The sequence below is a fragment of the Acholeplasma laidlawii PG-8A genome (genome assembly GCF_000018785.1).
GTDB lineage: Bacteria > Bacillota_I > Bacilli_A > Acholeplasmatales > Acholeplasmataceae > Acholeplasma > Acholeplasma laidlawii.
Genome location: NC_010163.1, coordinates 1,075,606 through 1,092,647, shown reverse-complemented (window position 1 = coordinate 1,092,647; position 17,042 = coordinate 1,075,606). Strand labels below are relative to the sequence as shown.

At 29.1% G+C, this 17,042-nt stretch carries 16 protein-coding genes; all 16 read left to right on the top strand.

Translation table 11 applies throughout. The features are described 5' to 3' along the window. The 16 genes from ACL_RS05250 (at nt 1) to ACL_RS05175 (ending at nt 17,042) form a co-directional block, all read left to right on the top strand. Nucleotides 1-2,529 carry a GH36-type glycosyl hydrolase domain-containing protein gene (locus ACL_RS05250; protein ID WP_012243002.1) on the top strand — a complete coding sequence of 843 codons (2,529 nt, stop codon included), beginning with the start codon at nt 1-3 and terminating at the stop codon, nt 2,527-2,529. Between the two features lie 352 nt (nt 2,530-2,881). Further along, nucleotides 2,882-3,442 (top strand): hypothetical protein, encoded by a 561-nt coding sequence (locus tag ACL_RS05245; protein ID WP_041634190.1) that lies wholly within the window; start codon nt 2,882-2,884, stop codon nt 3,440-3,442. A gap of 66 nt (nt 3,443-3,508) precedes the next feature. After that, the gene (locus ACL_RS05240; RefSeq protein ID WP_143215640.1) at nt 3,509-3,757 is read left to right on the top strand and encodes a hypothetical protein; all 249 of its coding nucleotides are present in this window, start codon (nt 3,509-3,511) and stop codon (nt 3,755-3,757) included. 217 nt (nt 3,758-3,974) lie between these two features. Continuing rightward, entirely contained in the window at nt 3,975-4,646 is a 672-nt protein-coding gene (locus ACL_RS05235; RefSeq protein ID WP_041634186.1) for a hypothetical protein, read from the top strand. Then, nucleotides 4,630-5,352: an Abi family protein gene (locus ACL_RS05230; RefSeq protein WP_041634183.1), complete on the top strand. Its 723-nt coding sequence runs from the start codon at nt 4,630-4,632 to the stop codon at nt 5,350-5,352. The genes ACL_RS05235 and ACL_RS05230 overlap by 17 nt, the downstream gene beginning before the upstream one ends. A gap of 98 nt (nt 5,353-5,450) precedes the next feature. After that, on the top strand, nt 5,451-6,641 hold the full coding sequence (locus ACL_RS05225) for an AbiH family protein (RefSeq protein ID WP_012242997.1): 1,191 nt from the start codon (nt 5,451-5,453) through the stop codon (nt 6,639-6,641). 252 nt (nt 6,642-6,893) lie between these two features. Beyond that, nucleotides 6,894-7,979 carry an SIR2 family NAD-dependent protein deacylase gene (locus ACL_RS05220; RefSeq protein WP_094573343.1) on the top strand — a complete coding sequence of 362 codons (1,086 nt, stop codon included), beginning with the start codon at nt 6,894-6,896 and terminating at the stop codon, nt 7,977-7,979. After that, complete coding sequence (locus ACL_RS05215; protein WP_012242995.1) at nt 7,972-9,750, top strand: ATP-binding protein; 1,779 nt, start codon at nt 7,972-7,974, stop codon at nt 9,748-9,750. The genes ACL_RS05220 and ACL_RS05215 overlap by 8 nt, the downstream gene beginning before the upstream one ends. A 2-nt stretch (nt 9,751-9,752) precedes the next feature. After that, nucleotides 9,753-9,965 carry a KTSC domain-containing protein gene (locus ACL_RS05210; protein ID WP_012242994.1) on the top strand — a complete coding sequence of 71 codons (213 nt, stop codon included), beginning with the start codon at nt 9,753-9,755 and terminating at the stop codon, nt 9,963-9,965. A 384-nt stretch (nt 9,966-10,349) separates the two neighbouring features. Beyond that, a complete protein-coding gene (galE, locus tag ACL_RS05205) occupies nt 10,350-11,345 on the top strand; it encodes a UDP-glucose 4-epimerase GalE (protein ID WP_012242993.1) in 996 nt (331 codons plus the stop codon). Nucleotides 11,346-11,814: 469 nt separating this feature from the next. After that, nucleotides 11,815-12,435, top strand: coding sequence for a winged helix-turn-helix transcriptional regulator (locus ACL_RS05200; protein ID WP_041634178.1), 621 nt, complete (start codon nt 11,815-11,817; stop codon nt 12,433-12,435). Nucleotides 12,436-12,452: 17 nt separating this feature from the next. Then, nucleotides 12,453-13,565, top strand: a complete 1,113-nt coding sequence (locus ACL_RS05195) for a DegT/DnrJ/EryC1/StrS family aminotransferase (RefSeq protein WP_012242991.1) — start codon at nt 12,453-12,455, stop codon at nt 13,563-13,565. After that, the gene (locus ACL_RS05190; protein ID WP_012242990.1) at nt 13,562-14,182 is read left to right on the top strand and encodes a sugar transferase; all 621 of its coding nucleotides are present in this window, start codon (nt 13,562-13,564) and stop codon (nt 14,180-14,182) included. Before ACL_RS05195 ends, ACL_RS05190 begins: the two co-directional genes overlap by 4 nt. A 1-nt stretch (nt 14,183) precedes the next feature. Further along, entirely contained in the window at nt 14,184-15,158 is a 975-nt protein-coding gene (locus tag ACL_RS05185; protein WP_012242989.1) for an ATP-grasp domain-containing protein, read from the top strand. Beyond that, nucleotides 15,155-15,829 (top strand): HAD family hydrolase, encoded by a 675-nt coding sequence (locus ACL_RS05180; RefSeq protein WP_012242988.1) that lies wholly within the window; start codon nt 15,155-15,157, stop codon nt 15,827-15,829. Before ACL_RS05185 ends, ACL_RS05180 begins: the two co-directional genes overlap by 4 nt. A 13-nt stretch (nt 15,830-15,842) precedes the next feature. After that, on the top strand, nt 15,843-17,042 hold the full coding sequence (locus tag ACL_RS05175; RefSeq protein WP_041634170.1) for a glycosyltransferase family 4 protein: 1,200 nt from the start codon (nt 15,843-15,845) through the stop codon (nt 17,040-17,042).

Below are 17,042 nucleotides of genomic sequence, written 5' to 3'. Positions count from 1 at the left end.
ATGAAACTTAAACAAGATGTAATCAGTATTTATCAAAAAATTTCACTTTTTGAAAGTGGCCAATTAAATATTACAAAGCTTGCTAGTGGTGCTTACTACTTAGATGATGAATTAACACTTATAACAGATCCTGTCAATAGTGGAGCTAGGTTTCCATATGCCGTAAATGGTATGACCATTTGGGCATATGCATCAGGTTATATTTCAATAAACCATTCATCTTACTATATACTACCGCCAAATTTAGAAGGTAAAGAACCATTTTTAGATTTTTTTGGAATTGAACAAGATGGTAACAACACATATCCTGTGTCTTTACTAGGTGTATCAGAGCGTAATGATGAAATAGAAAATAAACGTTACACAGTGTTTAGTAAAAATATAGCTTACTATATTACAGTTACTAAGAACTTCTTATATGCGGTTACAGTCTATATTAGTAAAGACTTTAAAATTTACTTTAATACAGTAGCACACAACCTAACAGGAGAGACCAAACAAATTACACTTTCATCATTCTTTAATATGCTATTTAAATATGATAGCGGTGAAAGTATTGAAACAAAATGGTTTAAAAAGGTAAGTTATGAAAATAACATGTTTATATATGATGCACCAGAAGATATTGATAGACACACCAGAATTGAAAATTATGGTGTGGTTAAAAGACATCTTCATACAAAACCTAAAAACATTCAAAATACAACTTCAAGAATTGATTATGTAGGTAAACGTTATAGATCAGTTCGTAATGCTTTAAGCATTCGAAGTCTAAAATTTGAAAAAGCACCCCTTGTTACAAATTTTACAGATACTGCAATTAATGCTGATTTAATTAACTACGAAGTGAAAGCCTATGATACCATCATTAGTAGTTACCGTATTGAAACATGCCACGATAAAGATACATTAAATAAGATGATGGCATCTGATTTAACTGATAAAGAAATTAAAAAAGTATATGAAGGTTTATCTAATACTCAAAGTTATGATTTTGATAACTTTGGCATCTCCTTTAAAGGTGTAAATGACAATCGAGTAGATGATAAAGTCTTAAATCAGTTTTTAAAGTTAGTTAATTACCAAATACACTTCTCATCCCTATCTTCAAACTCAGGTACCGTATTTTTAGGTGTTAGAGATGTTATGCAACAATTAGAATCATCACTGATTTGGGATAGAAAAAATGTAAGAAGTAAAATATTAGAAGTCCTTTCCTTTATTGATCCATCCGGATTACCGCCTAGACAATATGCGCTTCCTCCTAAAGAGGGTAATCCGAGGATGGATTTAAGACCATTTATTGACCAAGGTCTATGGATTATTTCAACCCTTCATACCTATTTAGCATATACTGAGGATTATGATATCTTAAATGAAGTATGTGGGTATTATGAGCGTATTGAACCAAACAGTGCTAAAAAATCTAAAGTAGAAAACTCTGTATTAGAACACTTAATTAGAGTTACTAATTACTTAGTGTCTAATATTGATCCAAGTACATATGGCCTAAAGGCATTATACGGAGACTGGAATGATGCACTTGATGGCTTAGGTTTAATTGAAGGTAGTTCAGGTTATGGTAATGGTGTTTCTGTTATGGCAACACTCCAACTATATGAAAACTTAGAACGCATGATTGAAATCTTAAAACTAGTTGATCCTCAAAATGAACATATTAACACATATGAGGTGGTAAGACATAATTTATCTTTAGGCATTAATAAATACGCAGTCGTAATAAAGCAAGATGAAAAACGCGTTTTACATGGTTGGGGACATGACAGAAGTTACTTTGTAGGTAGCTTTAATGACCCGGATGGTCACTCAAGAAATAGCTTAACCTCTAATGCTTTTTATATCATCTCAGATATGATTAAAAATACACCTGAGATGAAACCACATTTATTACACGCATTCCATAATCTTGACTCTAAATATGGTCTAAAAACATTTGATCCAGCCATGCAAGACTTCCACGGATTTGGTCGTATTATAAACCTACCACCTGGTACAGCTGAAAATGCAGCAACTTATGTACATGCAACACTTTTTGGTGTCTTAGCACTTTATATGTTAGGTGAAGGAGATTTTGCTAATGAGCAAGTCTTGAAAGTTTTACCTATTACTAAAAAGGAAATGTCTACATCACCATTTATTATGCCAAACTCATATGTACACAATGAGGAGCTTAACATGGACGGTGAGTCCATGAGTGACTGGTATACAGGTTCTGCAAATACATTACTTAAAACTTTAATTCGTGGTTTATTTGGCCTTGAAGTAAAGTTTGATCACCTAAGACTTCGTCCATCAAAAGCATTCTTCTCAAAAGAAGCAACACTGATGGTAAGTATTGGTAACAAACTTACACGCATCGTGTATAAAAACAATAACAACGGTAATAGAACATTTAAATTAAATGGTAAAGTAATCGAAGCTAAACTAGATACTTTAAGTGGTCTACTATATATAGATATTAATAAATCCATATTGGAACACCAAAATGTAATACATATACAAGACTAATCTCCCCGGATAAGATATGTGTATGACATTATAGATAGAAAACCTAACCGGTAAAATGGTTAGGTTTTTTCTATTTTTCATGTTATATACTTAAGTTACTGTATTTTACAAGGAAAATGGACATATATTTATGCATTAAGAACCGTAAATTATTAACATTTTAAAAAAACATGATACAATGTAGACATGTGTGGCTTGGGGGAGCAATACATACATAATAAATAATCCAAGGGGAGGATTCTTTGTTTATGTATAAATGTTGGATAAGTAAAATAAATAATGTAATGAATTTAAGACAACCTTTTTTGGTTGTCTTTTTCATTATAGATTAAATAATAGGTGAGGAACTATAATGGGCGATGATAAATTTGTAAAAAAACAAATAAGTATTCTTAGAAAATTATTACTGTTAATACCAATAGTGTTTATATTTTATGAGTTGAAATACTTTGAAAACATTACATCTGTAAAAGTTGTGATAATTTTCGTGATATTCTTTTTACCATTTTTAACAGACATTATAGAGTCAAAAAATAATAAACTATATAGATTAACGTCTTTATTTGCACTACAAATGCCGAGTGCACTCATCGGTATCTTAAGTGCAATTAGTATCAAAGGTGTTGAAAATAATTATGGAACAAGTATATTCACTGCAGTATTCGGATTTGGGATCACAGTGGTTATTATATGTTTTCAGTTTGGTGATGGTGGACATAAAATACTAGCTACAAAACATAATAAAATCTATTTTAGTGATTTCTTGTTAACTATGCTAATTAACGTCATGTTTACGATTTATCTGAATTATTCAGATAATCATAATGGTGTGCTGATTTTAACTATACTAACTGGTTTACAAATATATATTACATTACATTACTACATTAAAGTAATTATGGAAGAGAGGTGAAATAAGATGTCTGAAAAAAGCCCCACAGAATATGTTAAGCTATCTAAAAGTAAAATAATACTGATAATGAGTATAGGTGTAACTGTGTACGCATCATTTATTACAGCTGGAGTGTTTGCACTTAAGAAAAATCAAACTGATTTAGTTATAGTATTATCGTTATGTATATTAATTTTCTCTATATATTTAATAACTACATTAACGTATTTATTTACAAAAGAACATGATAATAAGTCGAATGAAATATTAAAACCCAAATCAGGAACGTACGAAATTGAAAGTAATTATAAGATGAAATCGGTTGAAAAAAATTAAGATTCTCTTGATAAACTATAAATTAATTTGTTTGAGTAACTATGTAAATTTGAGTATTGATTTAATTAATAAGTTTAATGTGTAGATAAGACTTGCACTGGAAAATTATAACAGAGATTTGATAGGACTCTGTTCAAAAATCACTCAAAGCAATAAGTATGATAGATTTGAAATTATAATTAGAGAGGATAGGGGTACACAACTAGATTAATAAAAGTTGAGTGCAAAAGTTAAATATATGGCGTATGAATTTGTAGTAAAAGGTGAATATACACCGGTTAGAAATAAGTTTGAGGAAATTATTAGAGAAATTCAAGATGAAATGAAACCAGAGTATACATTTCAATTTTCATTAATCGGTAGTGGCAGAAAAAAACTCATTACAAAAGAAATAGGATCTAACAAGGGATTTGATTTTGACTATAATCTAAGCCTTAAGAAAGTAGCTAAAGGATACAATAGTGCAAAGATTATTCGTGAAAATTTCTTCAAAATTATTCAAAAAATAGGTAAAAAATACGGTTATCAGACAAAAGATAATAAGAATGCAATTACAATTAAGTTAATAGACCATGAAAAAAGTAGTATAGTACATTCTTGTGATTTTGGAATTGTGGAAGATGTATTAGATGATCAAGAAAATCAATCTCAAAAAATCATTATAAGAGACAAGAATGCTTCATCACCTACTTATTTATGGAATGAAAGACCAAGAAGTAGAAACTATTCTTTTAAACTTAGCAATATAGAGGCTGCTGGATTATGGGAAGCGTTAAAGTTTGAGTATTTAAAACTAAAGAATAACAATAAAGACATTGAAAAGAAGTCCTATCAACTATTTATTGAATCTATAAATAATGTGTACAACAAATATGACTGGGAAAACTAGTAAATATATAGATATCCATATCACAAAATCAAAACTCATGAAGAAATTGATATTTAGTAATGCGCAGGAAGAAGAACGCTGCAGTAAATATCTTGATTTAAAAGGTGTTGCTTATCATGTGGTATTGATAAATTTTATTGGATTAGATGATGATGGAAAGATTAAATATAAAACTGTCTCTGATTTATATAAATATGATAAAAGACTTAGAAATCGTTTATACAAGTTCATATCAGCCTTTGAAGAGCAAATCAGGGCATTTATAGCTAATAGCCATAACCATGGACTTTCTACATTAAAATTAGGTGAAAGTATAAAAGCTAACTTAAAAAATGGAAGTAATATTGCCTTTGAATTAGAAGATCTAGATTTTGGTCAACTAATTCAGATAGTCGAGAAATTCACTGATAAAGATCTTAAGAGAATGTTTCCAAATAGTGACGAGTATGTTATTCAAAATTTAAGAGCAATCAAAGAACTTAGAAATGCGATTAGTCATCATAGAATTCTTTTAATGTACGATGACTATGAAACTTGCTATATAAACGGAGAAGAAAAAAACGATCTAACAAACAATATTAAGAATTTGGTTAATATGATAAGTGACTATTATAAAAAGTTCCTAATAGAGAGTGTTAATGATGCTATTAACGATAAAAGAGATGTTAATTTCAAACTTCTAGATAATTTAGAAATAAAGATTTAGGCAACAAATCATATTTAAGAATTACAAAATGTGAAATATTAAAGATAGATTAATGTAATAAAAAAATGAATTAAAATCAAGGTATTAAGAGGTGTGAAATGCTACTTGTTTTAGGCAATGGATTTGATATTCAATGTGGGTTAAAAACGGATTATCTTGATTATTTTAATCAAAGATATAGTAAAGAGGATTTTCAAATTACTATTGATTATTTTAATCAAATTCAATCTAAAATGGATTATGATAATTCGCTAAATTTGAATAATTCGATATACAGAATTATAAATAGAATGACAGAATCAGATATAAATTTGCTGTTTGATCAGATATCCATTTGGGATGTTGTTTTTATTAGTGAAAAAATAGTTAAAAAGAATGCTGGGTGGCATAATGTTGAAAATCTGATTTTTGAATATATTTCAGAAAACAAAATATCACTAATAGACATACAAAAACAAGGTAAAAATTATAGCAGTCTAGTTAGAACATTCAATCCATTGTTTGCTTTAATAAGCAAAGCATTCGAATTGAAAGAAATGACTTTTTCACAAATAGAGTATAATAAATGGCTTCTAGATCAATTAAAAATAATTGAATTAGATTTTAAAGAGTATGTCAGTAATCAATTACGCTTAAATAAAATCAAATATGAAAGAAGAAATTCATTGTTATACAAAGAGTTTTCTAAAATTGCAAGTTCTGTTAATGATTCAATATTTTCACTAATTAATTTCAACTATAGTATACCAACATTTACTAGAAACTATGATGATATTAAACAGTGGAACATGACTAATATTCATGGAAGTATTCATTCAGAGGAAGTCATTTTTGGTATAGATGAACAAGATTTAGAATCGAAAAAATGGATTAAGTCAAATGAAAGTAAATACTTATTTACAAAGACGGCTAGAAAAATACATGCATATGATGGAGATGAGAGTTTCAACTTGAAAGAGGCTGTTAAAGGTCACATACTAATATATGGACATTCACTAAATCCACAAGATTATTCATATTTTCAGAGTATTTTTGATGCATGTAATTTAATAGAAAGTACAACCATTATATATTTTGCATGGAGTAACTTTGATAAGAAAAGAAAGGTCAGAACTGATACAGTGAATAATGCTATCAAACTATTAAAAAACTATGGAGAATCAATACCAAATGCTGTGGGAAATAATTTACTTCATAGAATGTTATTAGAAAAAAGGATCAGAATTATTGAAATTACCAATATAAATGATGTAAAAAGTGGATATTATTTCTATAACTATAAGGATTAAGTAATATATTTTGTCTATAACTAAAAACAAGACTATAAAATTTATGAGTAGTTATACTTGACAACGAAGTATAGGATATTTTTCAAAAATTTATACATATTTAAATACAACAAATTAAATAGTAATAATTATCAAAAATATATTTATCGGAGAAGAAAAATGAAGATTAGCGTGTATCAAGAATTGAGTAACATAATGAATAAGTTATCGAATAATATGAAAACGGGGGTTTTTTTAGGGGCAGGGAGTTCCATGTCATCAGGAATGCCGGGAATCAAAGCACTCACTGATAGTGTCCGTAAAAATAGTATACATAAAGAAGCTATTGACAAAATAATTTCTATTGAAAAAACTAAACAAATGAATGATTACTCCACAATAGAAGATATACTCAATTCACTTCGAATGATTAGAAGTCTAACTAACGACATGGATTCACTAGAAATATTTGGCATTAATGGTGCACAATCATCTCTTATTGATCATGATATCTGCAATGACATTTATAATACGTTAACAAGTAAAGAAAATGAAATTGTTAGTAATGAGGATTTATTTAAAGCTTTTAAGCGATTTGCTTTATGGGCAAATTCAGTAAGAAATTCAAATGCAATTGAGATTTTCACTACGAACTATGATTTATTATTAGAAAAGGCTCTAGAAGATAGAGAAATCCCTTACTTTGATGGTTTTATTGGATCATATCATAGTTTCTTTCATCAGGAGAGTGTTGAAAATATTGAGAGAGAATCAAGTCTACCAATAAATTGGGTTAGGTTATGGAAACTTCATGGTTCATTAAATTGGTTTTGGAAGAAAAATCGTGAGGGTGATGTTATCTATAGATCGAACCATGAACTGAAGAAAGAAAGTGATAAAGAGATAGTAATATATCCATCAAAGGAAAAATATACTTTATCTAGAAAACAACCATTCACCACCTATTTTGATAGATTAAAATATTTCCTAATAAAATCGGAGACACTGTTCATAATTCAGGGTTATTCTTTTAGTGATCAGCATATCAATGAAGTAATATTTACTTCTTTAATAAATAATCAACGTCTTCATGTAATGGTCTTTGTATATGAAGATAAAGTTTTATTAGATAATAGAGATAATTTTGTGATGTATAAAAACATCACTGTTTATGGACCGAATCATGTTATTAAATCAGGATCACTGTTTGAGTGGGATTTTGACAATCTAAGTGAAGACAAATTCTATGACCAGTTTGTAAATTCAGATATGAAGAATGTTACATTGGGTGATTTTAAGATATTTACTGATTTCTTAATAAAGATTACTACAACCATTGGAGGAGAATTGGATGCATAAAAAAATCACCTTTATAGGATTTATCACTAATGTAGATAGTGGGAAAATTGATGTAAGAATCTCAAATGATATTCCAAGTGCATCACCGATTATTGATGGTATTCAGTATCGCATCGGTCAAATAGGAACATTAGTAAGAATACCATTGGGTAATACTATGTTATTTGGAGTTGTTGATTCTGTAAATATATCAGGCGTTGACCAAACCAAAATGACATTAATTGATCATGATCTTGTGAATAGAAACATAAGAGTAAATTTGATTGGAGAAAAAATCGGTAGAGGTGTTTTTCAGAAGGGTATTGGAGTGTTTCCCACAATTAACGACGAGGTTCACATAGTCACAGAGAGTGATATCAAGTCAATTTATGATTTTGATTCAACTGGACAAATAGAACTAGGGACCCATGCATCCTCAAATGACCTACCAATTTATCTGGATTTGCAAAAAATAATTTCAAGACACCTAGCTATATTGGGTTCAACAGGTAGTGGTAAATCAAATACAACAGCACGAGTTATTTCTAGCATACTAGAAAAATTCGAAGGCTCCAGAATAATCTTAATTGATATTCATGGTGAATATTCATCTGCATTTCCAGCTAAATCGAAAGTTATGAGATTAAACAGCCCAGACTCACCTTTATATATTCCGTATTGGGCTATGAACTTCGATGAATTATCATTTTTTTTGGTTGGTAGAGAGGCAGGAAGTGAACGTCCTGAAGATAAGAGACTTAGAGAAGAAATTGTAAGATTAAAAAAGGAAAATAAAGATAAAATAAAAGCCGGATCGATTAATGAGGAATATATTACTGAAGATTCACCAATACCATTTGATATTCGTTTAATGTGGCACAATCTTAATAGAGAAGTAATAGCGACATATAACAAGGCAGACCAAGTGTCACAGACTAGAGATAATGAAATGCTCATTGATGAGGGTGATTATTCTGAACTAATACCAGCTCAATTTCAACCCTATACAGTTGATTCTAAAGCACCATATAAAAGTAAGAATCAAACCATGTATTTATATGAAAAGAAAATATTTTCTCGCTTGAGTGATAATAAATATGACTTTATGTTTAAACCTGGAGGCTATCTTGATGGAGAAAATAAGGACTTGAATGACTTGATTATTGAATGGATGGGACATGAAAAAAGATTGACGATATTAGATTTAAGTGGCATACCTTATGAGCTGATGGATATTTCGATAGGTCTAATAAATAGAATTGTATATGATAGTATGTTTTGGGGTAAAGATGAAGATTATACTGGTAGAGCACGTCCTATATTAATGGTGTTTGAGGAGGCACATGCTTATTTACCAAAAAATCAAGATTCAAGATATATTTACGGATATGCAAGGAAGAGTGTAGAAAAAATATTTAAGGAAGGTAGAAAATTTGGGATTGGAGCAGCAGTTGTAACTCAGCGTCCATCAGAAATTTCTGATACGATACTTGCTCAAGTTGGTACAACAATTTCTATGAGATTGACTAATTCGTCTGATCAAAGTTCAGTAAAAGCTACAGCACCAAACAACATGACTGGATTAATGGATCTACTCCCCACATTACGAATAGGTGAGTGTATTGTTGTTGGTGATGCAATTAAAATACCATCCAGGGTAAGAATTCAAAAATTTGAACCAAGACCTAATAGTAACGATCCAGATATAATTAAGAGTTGGAGTCATAAATTTGAAAGTAAAGATACAGATTATATAAATGTTGTTAGAAAAATGAGAGAAAGGAGATTTTAATTATGAATATGAAATACGTTCAATCATCACATATAGATTCTGTTGGATACGATAGTGATACAGGTCTTTTGGTATTTGAATTTAAAGATGGATCAGTCTATGAATACTTGGAAGTTCCCGAATATGTCCATCAAGAACTGCTTAGTGCCGATTCAATTGGTAGATACGCACACCAAAATATCTACAACACCTATAGAAGTAATAAAGTTAGATAAGTTTACCAATAATAAAATGGATGATTTATATGGTAAACATCTAATAAATCATTACAAATATATAAGATGAGTCGACATAATTTGAAATAGTATGGATTGAATATATACATCATCATAATATATATTATAATAAATGTGGTGGTTCATAAAATGAAAAATGCTAGTGCTATACTTTTGAACCTCAATTAGATTTTTTTCACTTTATTCCTTTTTTACTTGTATTATTTTCGGAGATCCTTGAGAAATTAATCAAATGATTTAAAAGATAATTTAATGATGGTTTCAAATGATGATTAGAGATGTGGAATATTGCTAAATGGGTATAAATAGGTTAAAATAGAATTATTCAATAAACGAACAAATTCATTTAAACCGGGGGTAATTATGAAAGTATTAGTGTCAGGTGGTATGGGATACATTGGATCACATACCGTAGTAGAACTATTAGAATTAGGACATGAAGTAGTTATAGTAGATAACTTATATAATAGTCAAATAGATGTATTAGATAAAATTAAAACCATAACAAAAATTAATAAATTAAAGTTTTATGAAGCAGATTGTTCAAATATGAATATCATGGATAACATATTTAATAAAGAACAAGTAGATGCAGTGATTCACTTTGCAGGTTACAAAGCTGTAGGCGAGTCTGTTTTAAAACCACTGATGTATTATCAAAATAATTTAAATACGACCATGACACTAGCATCATTATCAGAAAAGTATAAAGTGAAACACTTTATCTTTTCATCATCTGCTACTGTATATGGTGATCAAGTATCACCATTACATGAGCTAATGGAATTAAAGGTAACTACTAATCCATATGGTGAGACAAAGAAGATGAGTGAACGTATCTTAAAAGATTTTTCTCGTAATAACAAAGATATGAACATAACGTTACTTAGATACTTTAATCCTATTGGAGCACATAAGTCAGGTTTAATTGGTGAAAAGCCACAAGGCATACCGAATAACCTTATGCCTTATGTTACTCAAGTAGCAAAAGGCATAAGAGAAAAGTTATTTGTTTTTGGTAATGACTACGATACAGTTGATGGTACAGGTGTTAGAGACTATATCCATGTAGTTGATTTAGCTAAAGGACATATTGCTGCATTAATGAATGCTAAAAGTAATTTTAATATATATAATTTAGGTTCAGGTGTAGGTACAAGTGTTTTAGAACTGATTCATACCTTTGAAAGAGTAAATGGTATTAAAATACCTTATGATATAGTAGAAAGAAGACCAGGGGATCTTGCTACTGTTTATGCAGATGCATCTAAAGCGAAGAAAGAACTTCATTGGGGAACAAAGTTGACTCTTGAAGATATGGTTAAAGATGCTTGGGTATTTGAAAAGAATTTAAGATAAATCTAATTTGCAATGGATACAAATAATCATATGGGGATATGATTAATTGATTAAATGGATAAGTATGAAAAACGAAATATTATTAAAATTAGACAACCTTTTTAGGTTGTCTTTTTGATTGAGTCTACAAAAATGGTCTAAAGGTGTTTATAAAGAACGGAATAATCTTAATATTTGGTGAAAATATTTTAATAATGAAGTGCTTGTTAAAGGGTGATTTATAATATAAAATGTGATGAGGGTATATTTGAAATTATTGTAATGTTAAAAAAATAATTTTTTTCGGGTGAAAATAAAGTTATCTCTTGAATAATCATCTTACATGTGGAAATACTAGTTATAAATTTAGATTGCAATAATATTAAAATCTTTACCATCCTAAGATATTGTTCTAAAGTGCTTGAATAATTCATACAAATAGTATACAATTAAATTATTCAATAAACGAACAATAAGGGGAGATGTTGTAGTGATTGCTAAAAACTTCTTTAAACCAACTATAATCTATAAAGAGTACATGATTTTAAACTTAATAGAAAAAGATCCTAATATTACTCAAAGAGAAATCTCAACAGCAATTAACATTGCTGTTTCTATGGTTAATACATACATTGATATGTATGAAAAAGAAGGTTTGTTAGAAAAAGAGCATATCTCAACTAAAACAGTAAGGTATCATATTACAAAAAAAGGTATTGAACGAAGAAAGTTTTTGAATATTGGATATTTAGATAATGCACAAACAATATATGATTCTGCAAAAGAAAACATTGACGCATTTCTTTATAACCTTTCTAATAAAGGTTATAAAGATATTTTACTCTATGGAGCAGGAGAAGTTGCTGAAATATTACTTCAGACTATTACTTCTAAAAACACACCAATTAATGTATTAGCGGTCATTGATGATAATCTAAAAAAACAGCAAAAATACTTAGTTAATAAACAAATTATTTCATTTAAAGAGGCTCTAGATTATAAACATGATGCGATATTAATATCAAGTTATGCAAATAATGAAATAATATATATGAACCTAGTAAGCACTGGGTATGATAAAAATAAAATAATAAAATACTTTGATATCTAATCAAAAGGATGAAAAACATGAAAGAAAAAATATTACTAGCTTCACCTCATATGAGTAAAGAAGGTTATGAACAAGAATTTGTAAATGAGGCATTTAAAACAAATTGGATTGCACCACTTGGTCCTAACGTTGATAATTTTGAAAAAGAACTCGCTACTTTAGTAGGTATAAATCATGCAGCAGCGCTTGTTTCTGGTACTTCTGCAATACACCTTGCACTAAAGGCGGCGGGTGTTAAAGATGGTGACATCGTATTATGTCAGTCACTGACCTTTTCAGCATCAGCAAACCCTATTATGTATGAACGTGCAATACCAGTCTTTATAGACAGTGATATGGATTCATGGAACATGAGTCCAAAACACTTAGAAGAGGCTTTAATTAAGTATCCAAATGCTAAAGCAGTAGTGGTTGTACATTTATATGGATTACCTGCAAAAATGGATGAATTGGTGAGTATCTGTAAAAAGTATAATGTAGCACTTATTGAAGATGCTGCTGAATCATTAGGAACTACTTATAAGGGCAAATATACTGGTACTTTTGGTGATTATGGTATCTTTAGCTTTAATGGTAATAAAATTATTACAACTTCTGGTGGTGGTATGCTAGTATCAAACTACGAAGAAAGAGTACAAAAGGTAAGATTCTGGGCTACTCAAGCTAGAGATAAGGCTAGACACTATCAACATAGTGATATAGGTTTTAACTACCGTATGAGTAATGTAGTAGCTGGAATTGGTAGAGGACAACTTAAAGTACTTAATGAAAGAGTCTTGAAAAAACGTGAAATCTACTTTATGTATAAAGAAGCCTTTAAAGATATTAAAGAAATTGAAATGATGCCATTAAACGATTTTGGATTTTCTAACTGCTGGTTATCTAGTATGACCATTAAGGGCGCTATTACACCTATAGATGTCATAGTAGCCTTAGAAAATGAAAATATAGAAGCAAGACCATTATGGAAACCTATGCACTTACAACCTTTTTATGAAAAGTTTGATTATATTGGAACAGATGTTTCTGAAAAACTATTTAATACAGGTTTATGTTTACCAAGTGATACTAAAATGACAAAAGAGCAACAACAACGTGTAATTGATGTTATTAGAGGTTTATTTAAATGAAACGACGTAAAACTTTTTATGAACTTATCATAAAAAGACCAATGGATTTTATATTAAGCTTAATTGCTATTATTGTACTCTTACCAGTAATCATAATTGTAGCGATTTTGGTAAGAATAAAACTGGGTGGACCAGTATTATTTACACAAAATCGTCCTGGTAAGAACGAGAAAATATTTAAACTTTATAAGTTTAGAACGATGACATCTGCTAAAGATAAAGATGGGAAACTACTACCTGATGAAGTACGTCTAACTAAGTTTGGTAAGTTCTTAAGATCAACATCCTTAGATGAGTTACCGGGCTTATTTAATATACTTAAAGGGCATATGAGTATAGTAGGACCAAGACCTTTATTAGTACAATATTTACCACTTTATAATGAAGAACAAAAGAAAAGACATTTAGTTAGACCGGGTTTAACTGGACTAGCTCAAGTAAATGGTAGAAATGCTATCTCTTGGGATGAGAAATTTAAATTTGATGTTAAATATGTTGAAAAGATAACCTTTATTGGTGATATAAAGATCATAATATTAACCGCATTTAAGGTGATTAGAAGAAAAGACATTAATTCAAATAATTCTGCAACTATGGAATTTTTTGAGGGGAATTAAGATGAATAACTATAATATATTGATTTTAAGTGCTGGAAGAAGAGTAGAACTTATTCAAGCATTTAAAAAAGCTGCAAAAAAATTAAATATTAATAGTTCTATAATAGCAGCAGATATGTCAGGTTTAGCTCCTGCGCTCTATTTTGCTGATAAACATAAGTTAATTCCTGCGATAAGTGACATAAACTACATAGATAACCTGATTTCATTATGTAACGAAGAAAATGTAAAACTTGTAGTACCTACAATAGATACAGAGTTACTTATTCTAGCTGAAAATAAACAAAGAATAGAATCTGAAACAAATGCTAAAGTTATGATATCTGATCTTAAGTTGATTCAAATGTGTAGAGACAAAATTAAGACCTCAGATGATTTATCCAATAACGGATTTTTAGTACCTTACTTATACAGTGATCAGGATATCGAGCAAAATAAAGTGGCATTTCCTTGCTTTATTAAGCCAAAATCAGGTAGTTCAAGTATCAATGCGTTTAAAGTGAATAATAATAAGGAACTTGAACTATATAGAAAATTTATACCGGACTACATGTTACAAGAATATGTGGGAGGAGACGAGTATACTATTGATGTCTTTTTAGATTTCGACTCTAATCCAATTACTATAGTTCCAAGATTAAGGCTTGCAACTCGTTCCGGTGAAATATCTAAGGGATTGATTGTAAAACATAGAATTATAATAGACACAATTAAAAATATGATGGATGAATTTAAGTTCATAGGACATATAACAGTACAATTAAAAATTGACAAAGAGATAAAATTTATTGAAATTAATCCTAGATTTGGTGGAGGTGCACCAATGAGTATAGCAGCCGGTGCAGACTCCTGTGAAAATCTATATAGACTCTTAATGGGTGAACAACTGTCATATAATGAAGTTTATGAGGATGATGTATATTTCTTACGATATGATTCAAGTATTATGGTAAAAAAAGGTGAAATCATATTATGATTAAAGTAGTTATTTTTGATTTAGATGACACATTAATTAGTGAAAAGTCTTTTGCACTAAGCGCATTTGGTGAAATTTCTATTGAACTTTCAAAAGTTATAAAGAAGCCTATTAGTGTAATCTATGAAGAACTTGTTAGTCTATATAATGAATCTCCTAATTATATATTTAATCGAATTTTAGAAAAAAACAATATACACCTTAATAAGAACTTTATTGATGATTTGATATATATTTATCGAAATCATAAACCGAATATTAAATTAAGTGATGAAGTAATAGAGCTTCTATTACATTTGAAAAAATCAGAATTTCATTTAGGTTTAATAACTGATGGATTCAAATCGACTCAAATAAATAAAGTTATTAGTTTAGAATTAGATAAATATATCGAAAAAATAGTGATAACTGATGAACTTGGTGATAATAGAGAATTTTGGAAACCAAGTGAAAAGCCATACACTATTATTAAAGATTATTTTAATGTTGAATATAATGAAATGATCTATATTGGTGACAATATAAATAAAGACTTTATTGCCCCAATTAAACTTGGTATGCAATATGCCCTATATATTAATGAAAATAGTCATTATCAAAAAACAGAGATTAAAGAAAATATAGGACAATCAATTAGTCATTTGAATGATGTGTTAAAATTAATTAGATAAGGATATGAGGCCAATGTTTGATAAAACAATATTAGTCCTAACAATTTTAAAAATAGATTTTAATTTAAATAAATCACTGTATAGTGATCTTTACTTTGAACTATCTAAAAATGCTAATGTTATTGTATTGAGTTTAACTGACAATGATAATCAGGTTACTAAGTATTCTGAAAGCCTAGAAGTTCATAATATAAAAGTAAGCTCATCTTTTCAAAAGTCAAAAATTAAAAAGGCAATAAATTTATTAAGATTAAATACTAAGTTACTTAGATATGTAAAATCAAATTTGAAAGATACTACTATTGATTTGGTCCTTTACAGTACACCACCAATCACATTAAATAAGTCTATAAAGTATATAAAGAACCACTATCATGCAAAGACTTACCTACTTTTAAAAGACATTTTTCCTCAAAATGCCGTAGATTTGGGAATGTTCAGTAAAAAAGGACTTATACATAAATACTTTAGAATAAAAGAAAAAAATGTATATAATCTATCAGACAATATCGGATGTATGTCACAAGCAAATTTAAAGTATATATTAAATAACAACAATATTGATAAACATAAAATAGAAATTAATCCCAATAGTATAGAAATCAATCAAATCATTGAGATTAGTTCTCATCAGAAACAAGAAGTTTTAGATACTTATGGTATAGCAAAAGACAAATTTAAGATGATATATGGTGGTAATCTAGGAGAACCACAGGGAATAGAGTTTATTCTTAAGGTTATTTTAGAGAATGAAAACCATAATAATATTATAACTATTGTCGGCTCTGGTACACAAAGTAATAGAATCAAAAAATTTATTGTTGACAATAATTTGGTGAATACAGTTTTTATTGACAAGTTGGCAAAAGATAAATTTGACTTATTACTATCTGCATGTGATATAGGGCTAATATTCTTGGATGCTAGATTTACAATTCCTAATTTTCCATCTAGATTATTATCTTATCTTGAGTATTCTAAGCCAGTAATAGCAGCCACTGATCTTAATACAGATGTTGGTGAAACGATTAAAAATGGTGGGTTTGGCTATTGGTGTGAAAGTAAAAATACTGACGACTTCTTCAAGTTAGTTGAAAAAATGAAAATAGAAAATATCAATAATCAATTTGGCAAGACAGGACGTATTTTTTTAGAAAAATACTATAACGTTGATAATTCTGCTGAACTAATTCTAGAAAAAATAGAGGTGTAA

Bases quoted from the DNA above. Each gene is read 5' to 3' on its own strand.
- ACL_RS05190 (WP_012242990.1), top strand. From the start codon at position 13,562: ATGAAACGACGTAAAACTTTTTATGAACTTATCATAAAAAGACCAATG.
- ACL_RS05225 (WP_012242997.1), top strand. From the start codon at position 5,451: ATGCTACTTGTTTTAGGCAATGGATTTGATATTCAATGTGGGTTAAAA.
- ACL_RS05210 (WP_012242994.1), top strand. From the start codon at position 9,753: ATGAATATGAAATACGTTCAATCATCACATATAGATTCTGTTGGATAC.
- ACL_RS05220 (WP_094573343.1), top strand. From the start codon at position 6,894: ATGTCATCAGGAATGCCGGGAATCAAAGCACTCACTGATAGTGTCCGT.
- ACL_RS05195 (WP_012242991.1), top strand. From the start codon at position 12,453: ATGAAAGAAAAAATATTACTAGCTTCACCTCATATGAGTAAAGAAGGT.
- ACL_RS05180 (WP_012242988.1), top strand. From the start codon at position 15,155: ATGATTAAAGTAGTTATTTTTGATTTAGATGACACATTAATTAGTGAA.
- ACL_RS05250 (WP_012243002.1), top strand. From the start codon at position 1: ATGAAACTTAAACAAGATGTAATCAGTATTTATCAAAAAATTTCACTT.
- ACL_RS05215 (WP_012242995.1), top strand. From the start codon at position 7,972: ATGCATAAAAAAATCACCTTTATAGGATTTATCACTAATGTAGATAGT.
- ACL_RS05240 (WP_143215640.1), top strand. From the start codon at position 3,509: ATGAGTATAGGTGTAACTGTGTACGCATCATTTATTACAGCTGGAGTG.
- ACL_RS05245 (WP_041634190.1), top strand. From the start codon at position 2,882: ATGGGCGATGATAAATTTGTAAAAAAACAAATAAGTATTCTTAGAAAA.
- galE (WP_012242993.1), top strand. From the start codon at position 10,350: ATGAAAGTATTAGTGTCAGGTGGTATGGGATACATTGGATCACATACC.
- ACL_RS05230 (WP_041634183.1), top strand. From the start codon at position 4,630: ATGACTGGGAAAACTAGTAAATATATAGATATCCATATCACAAAATCA.
- ACL_RS05185 (WP_012242989.1), top strand. From the start codon at position 14,184: ATGAATAACTATAATATATTGATTTTAAGTGCTGGAAGAAGAGTAGAA.
- ACL_RS05175 (WP_041634170.1), top strand. From the start codon at position 15,843: ATGTTTGATAAAACAATATTAGTCCTAACAATTTTAAAAATAGATTTT.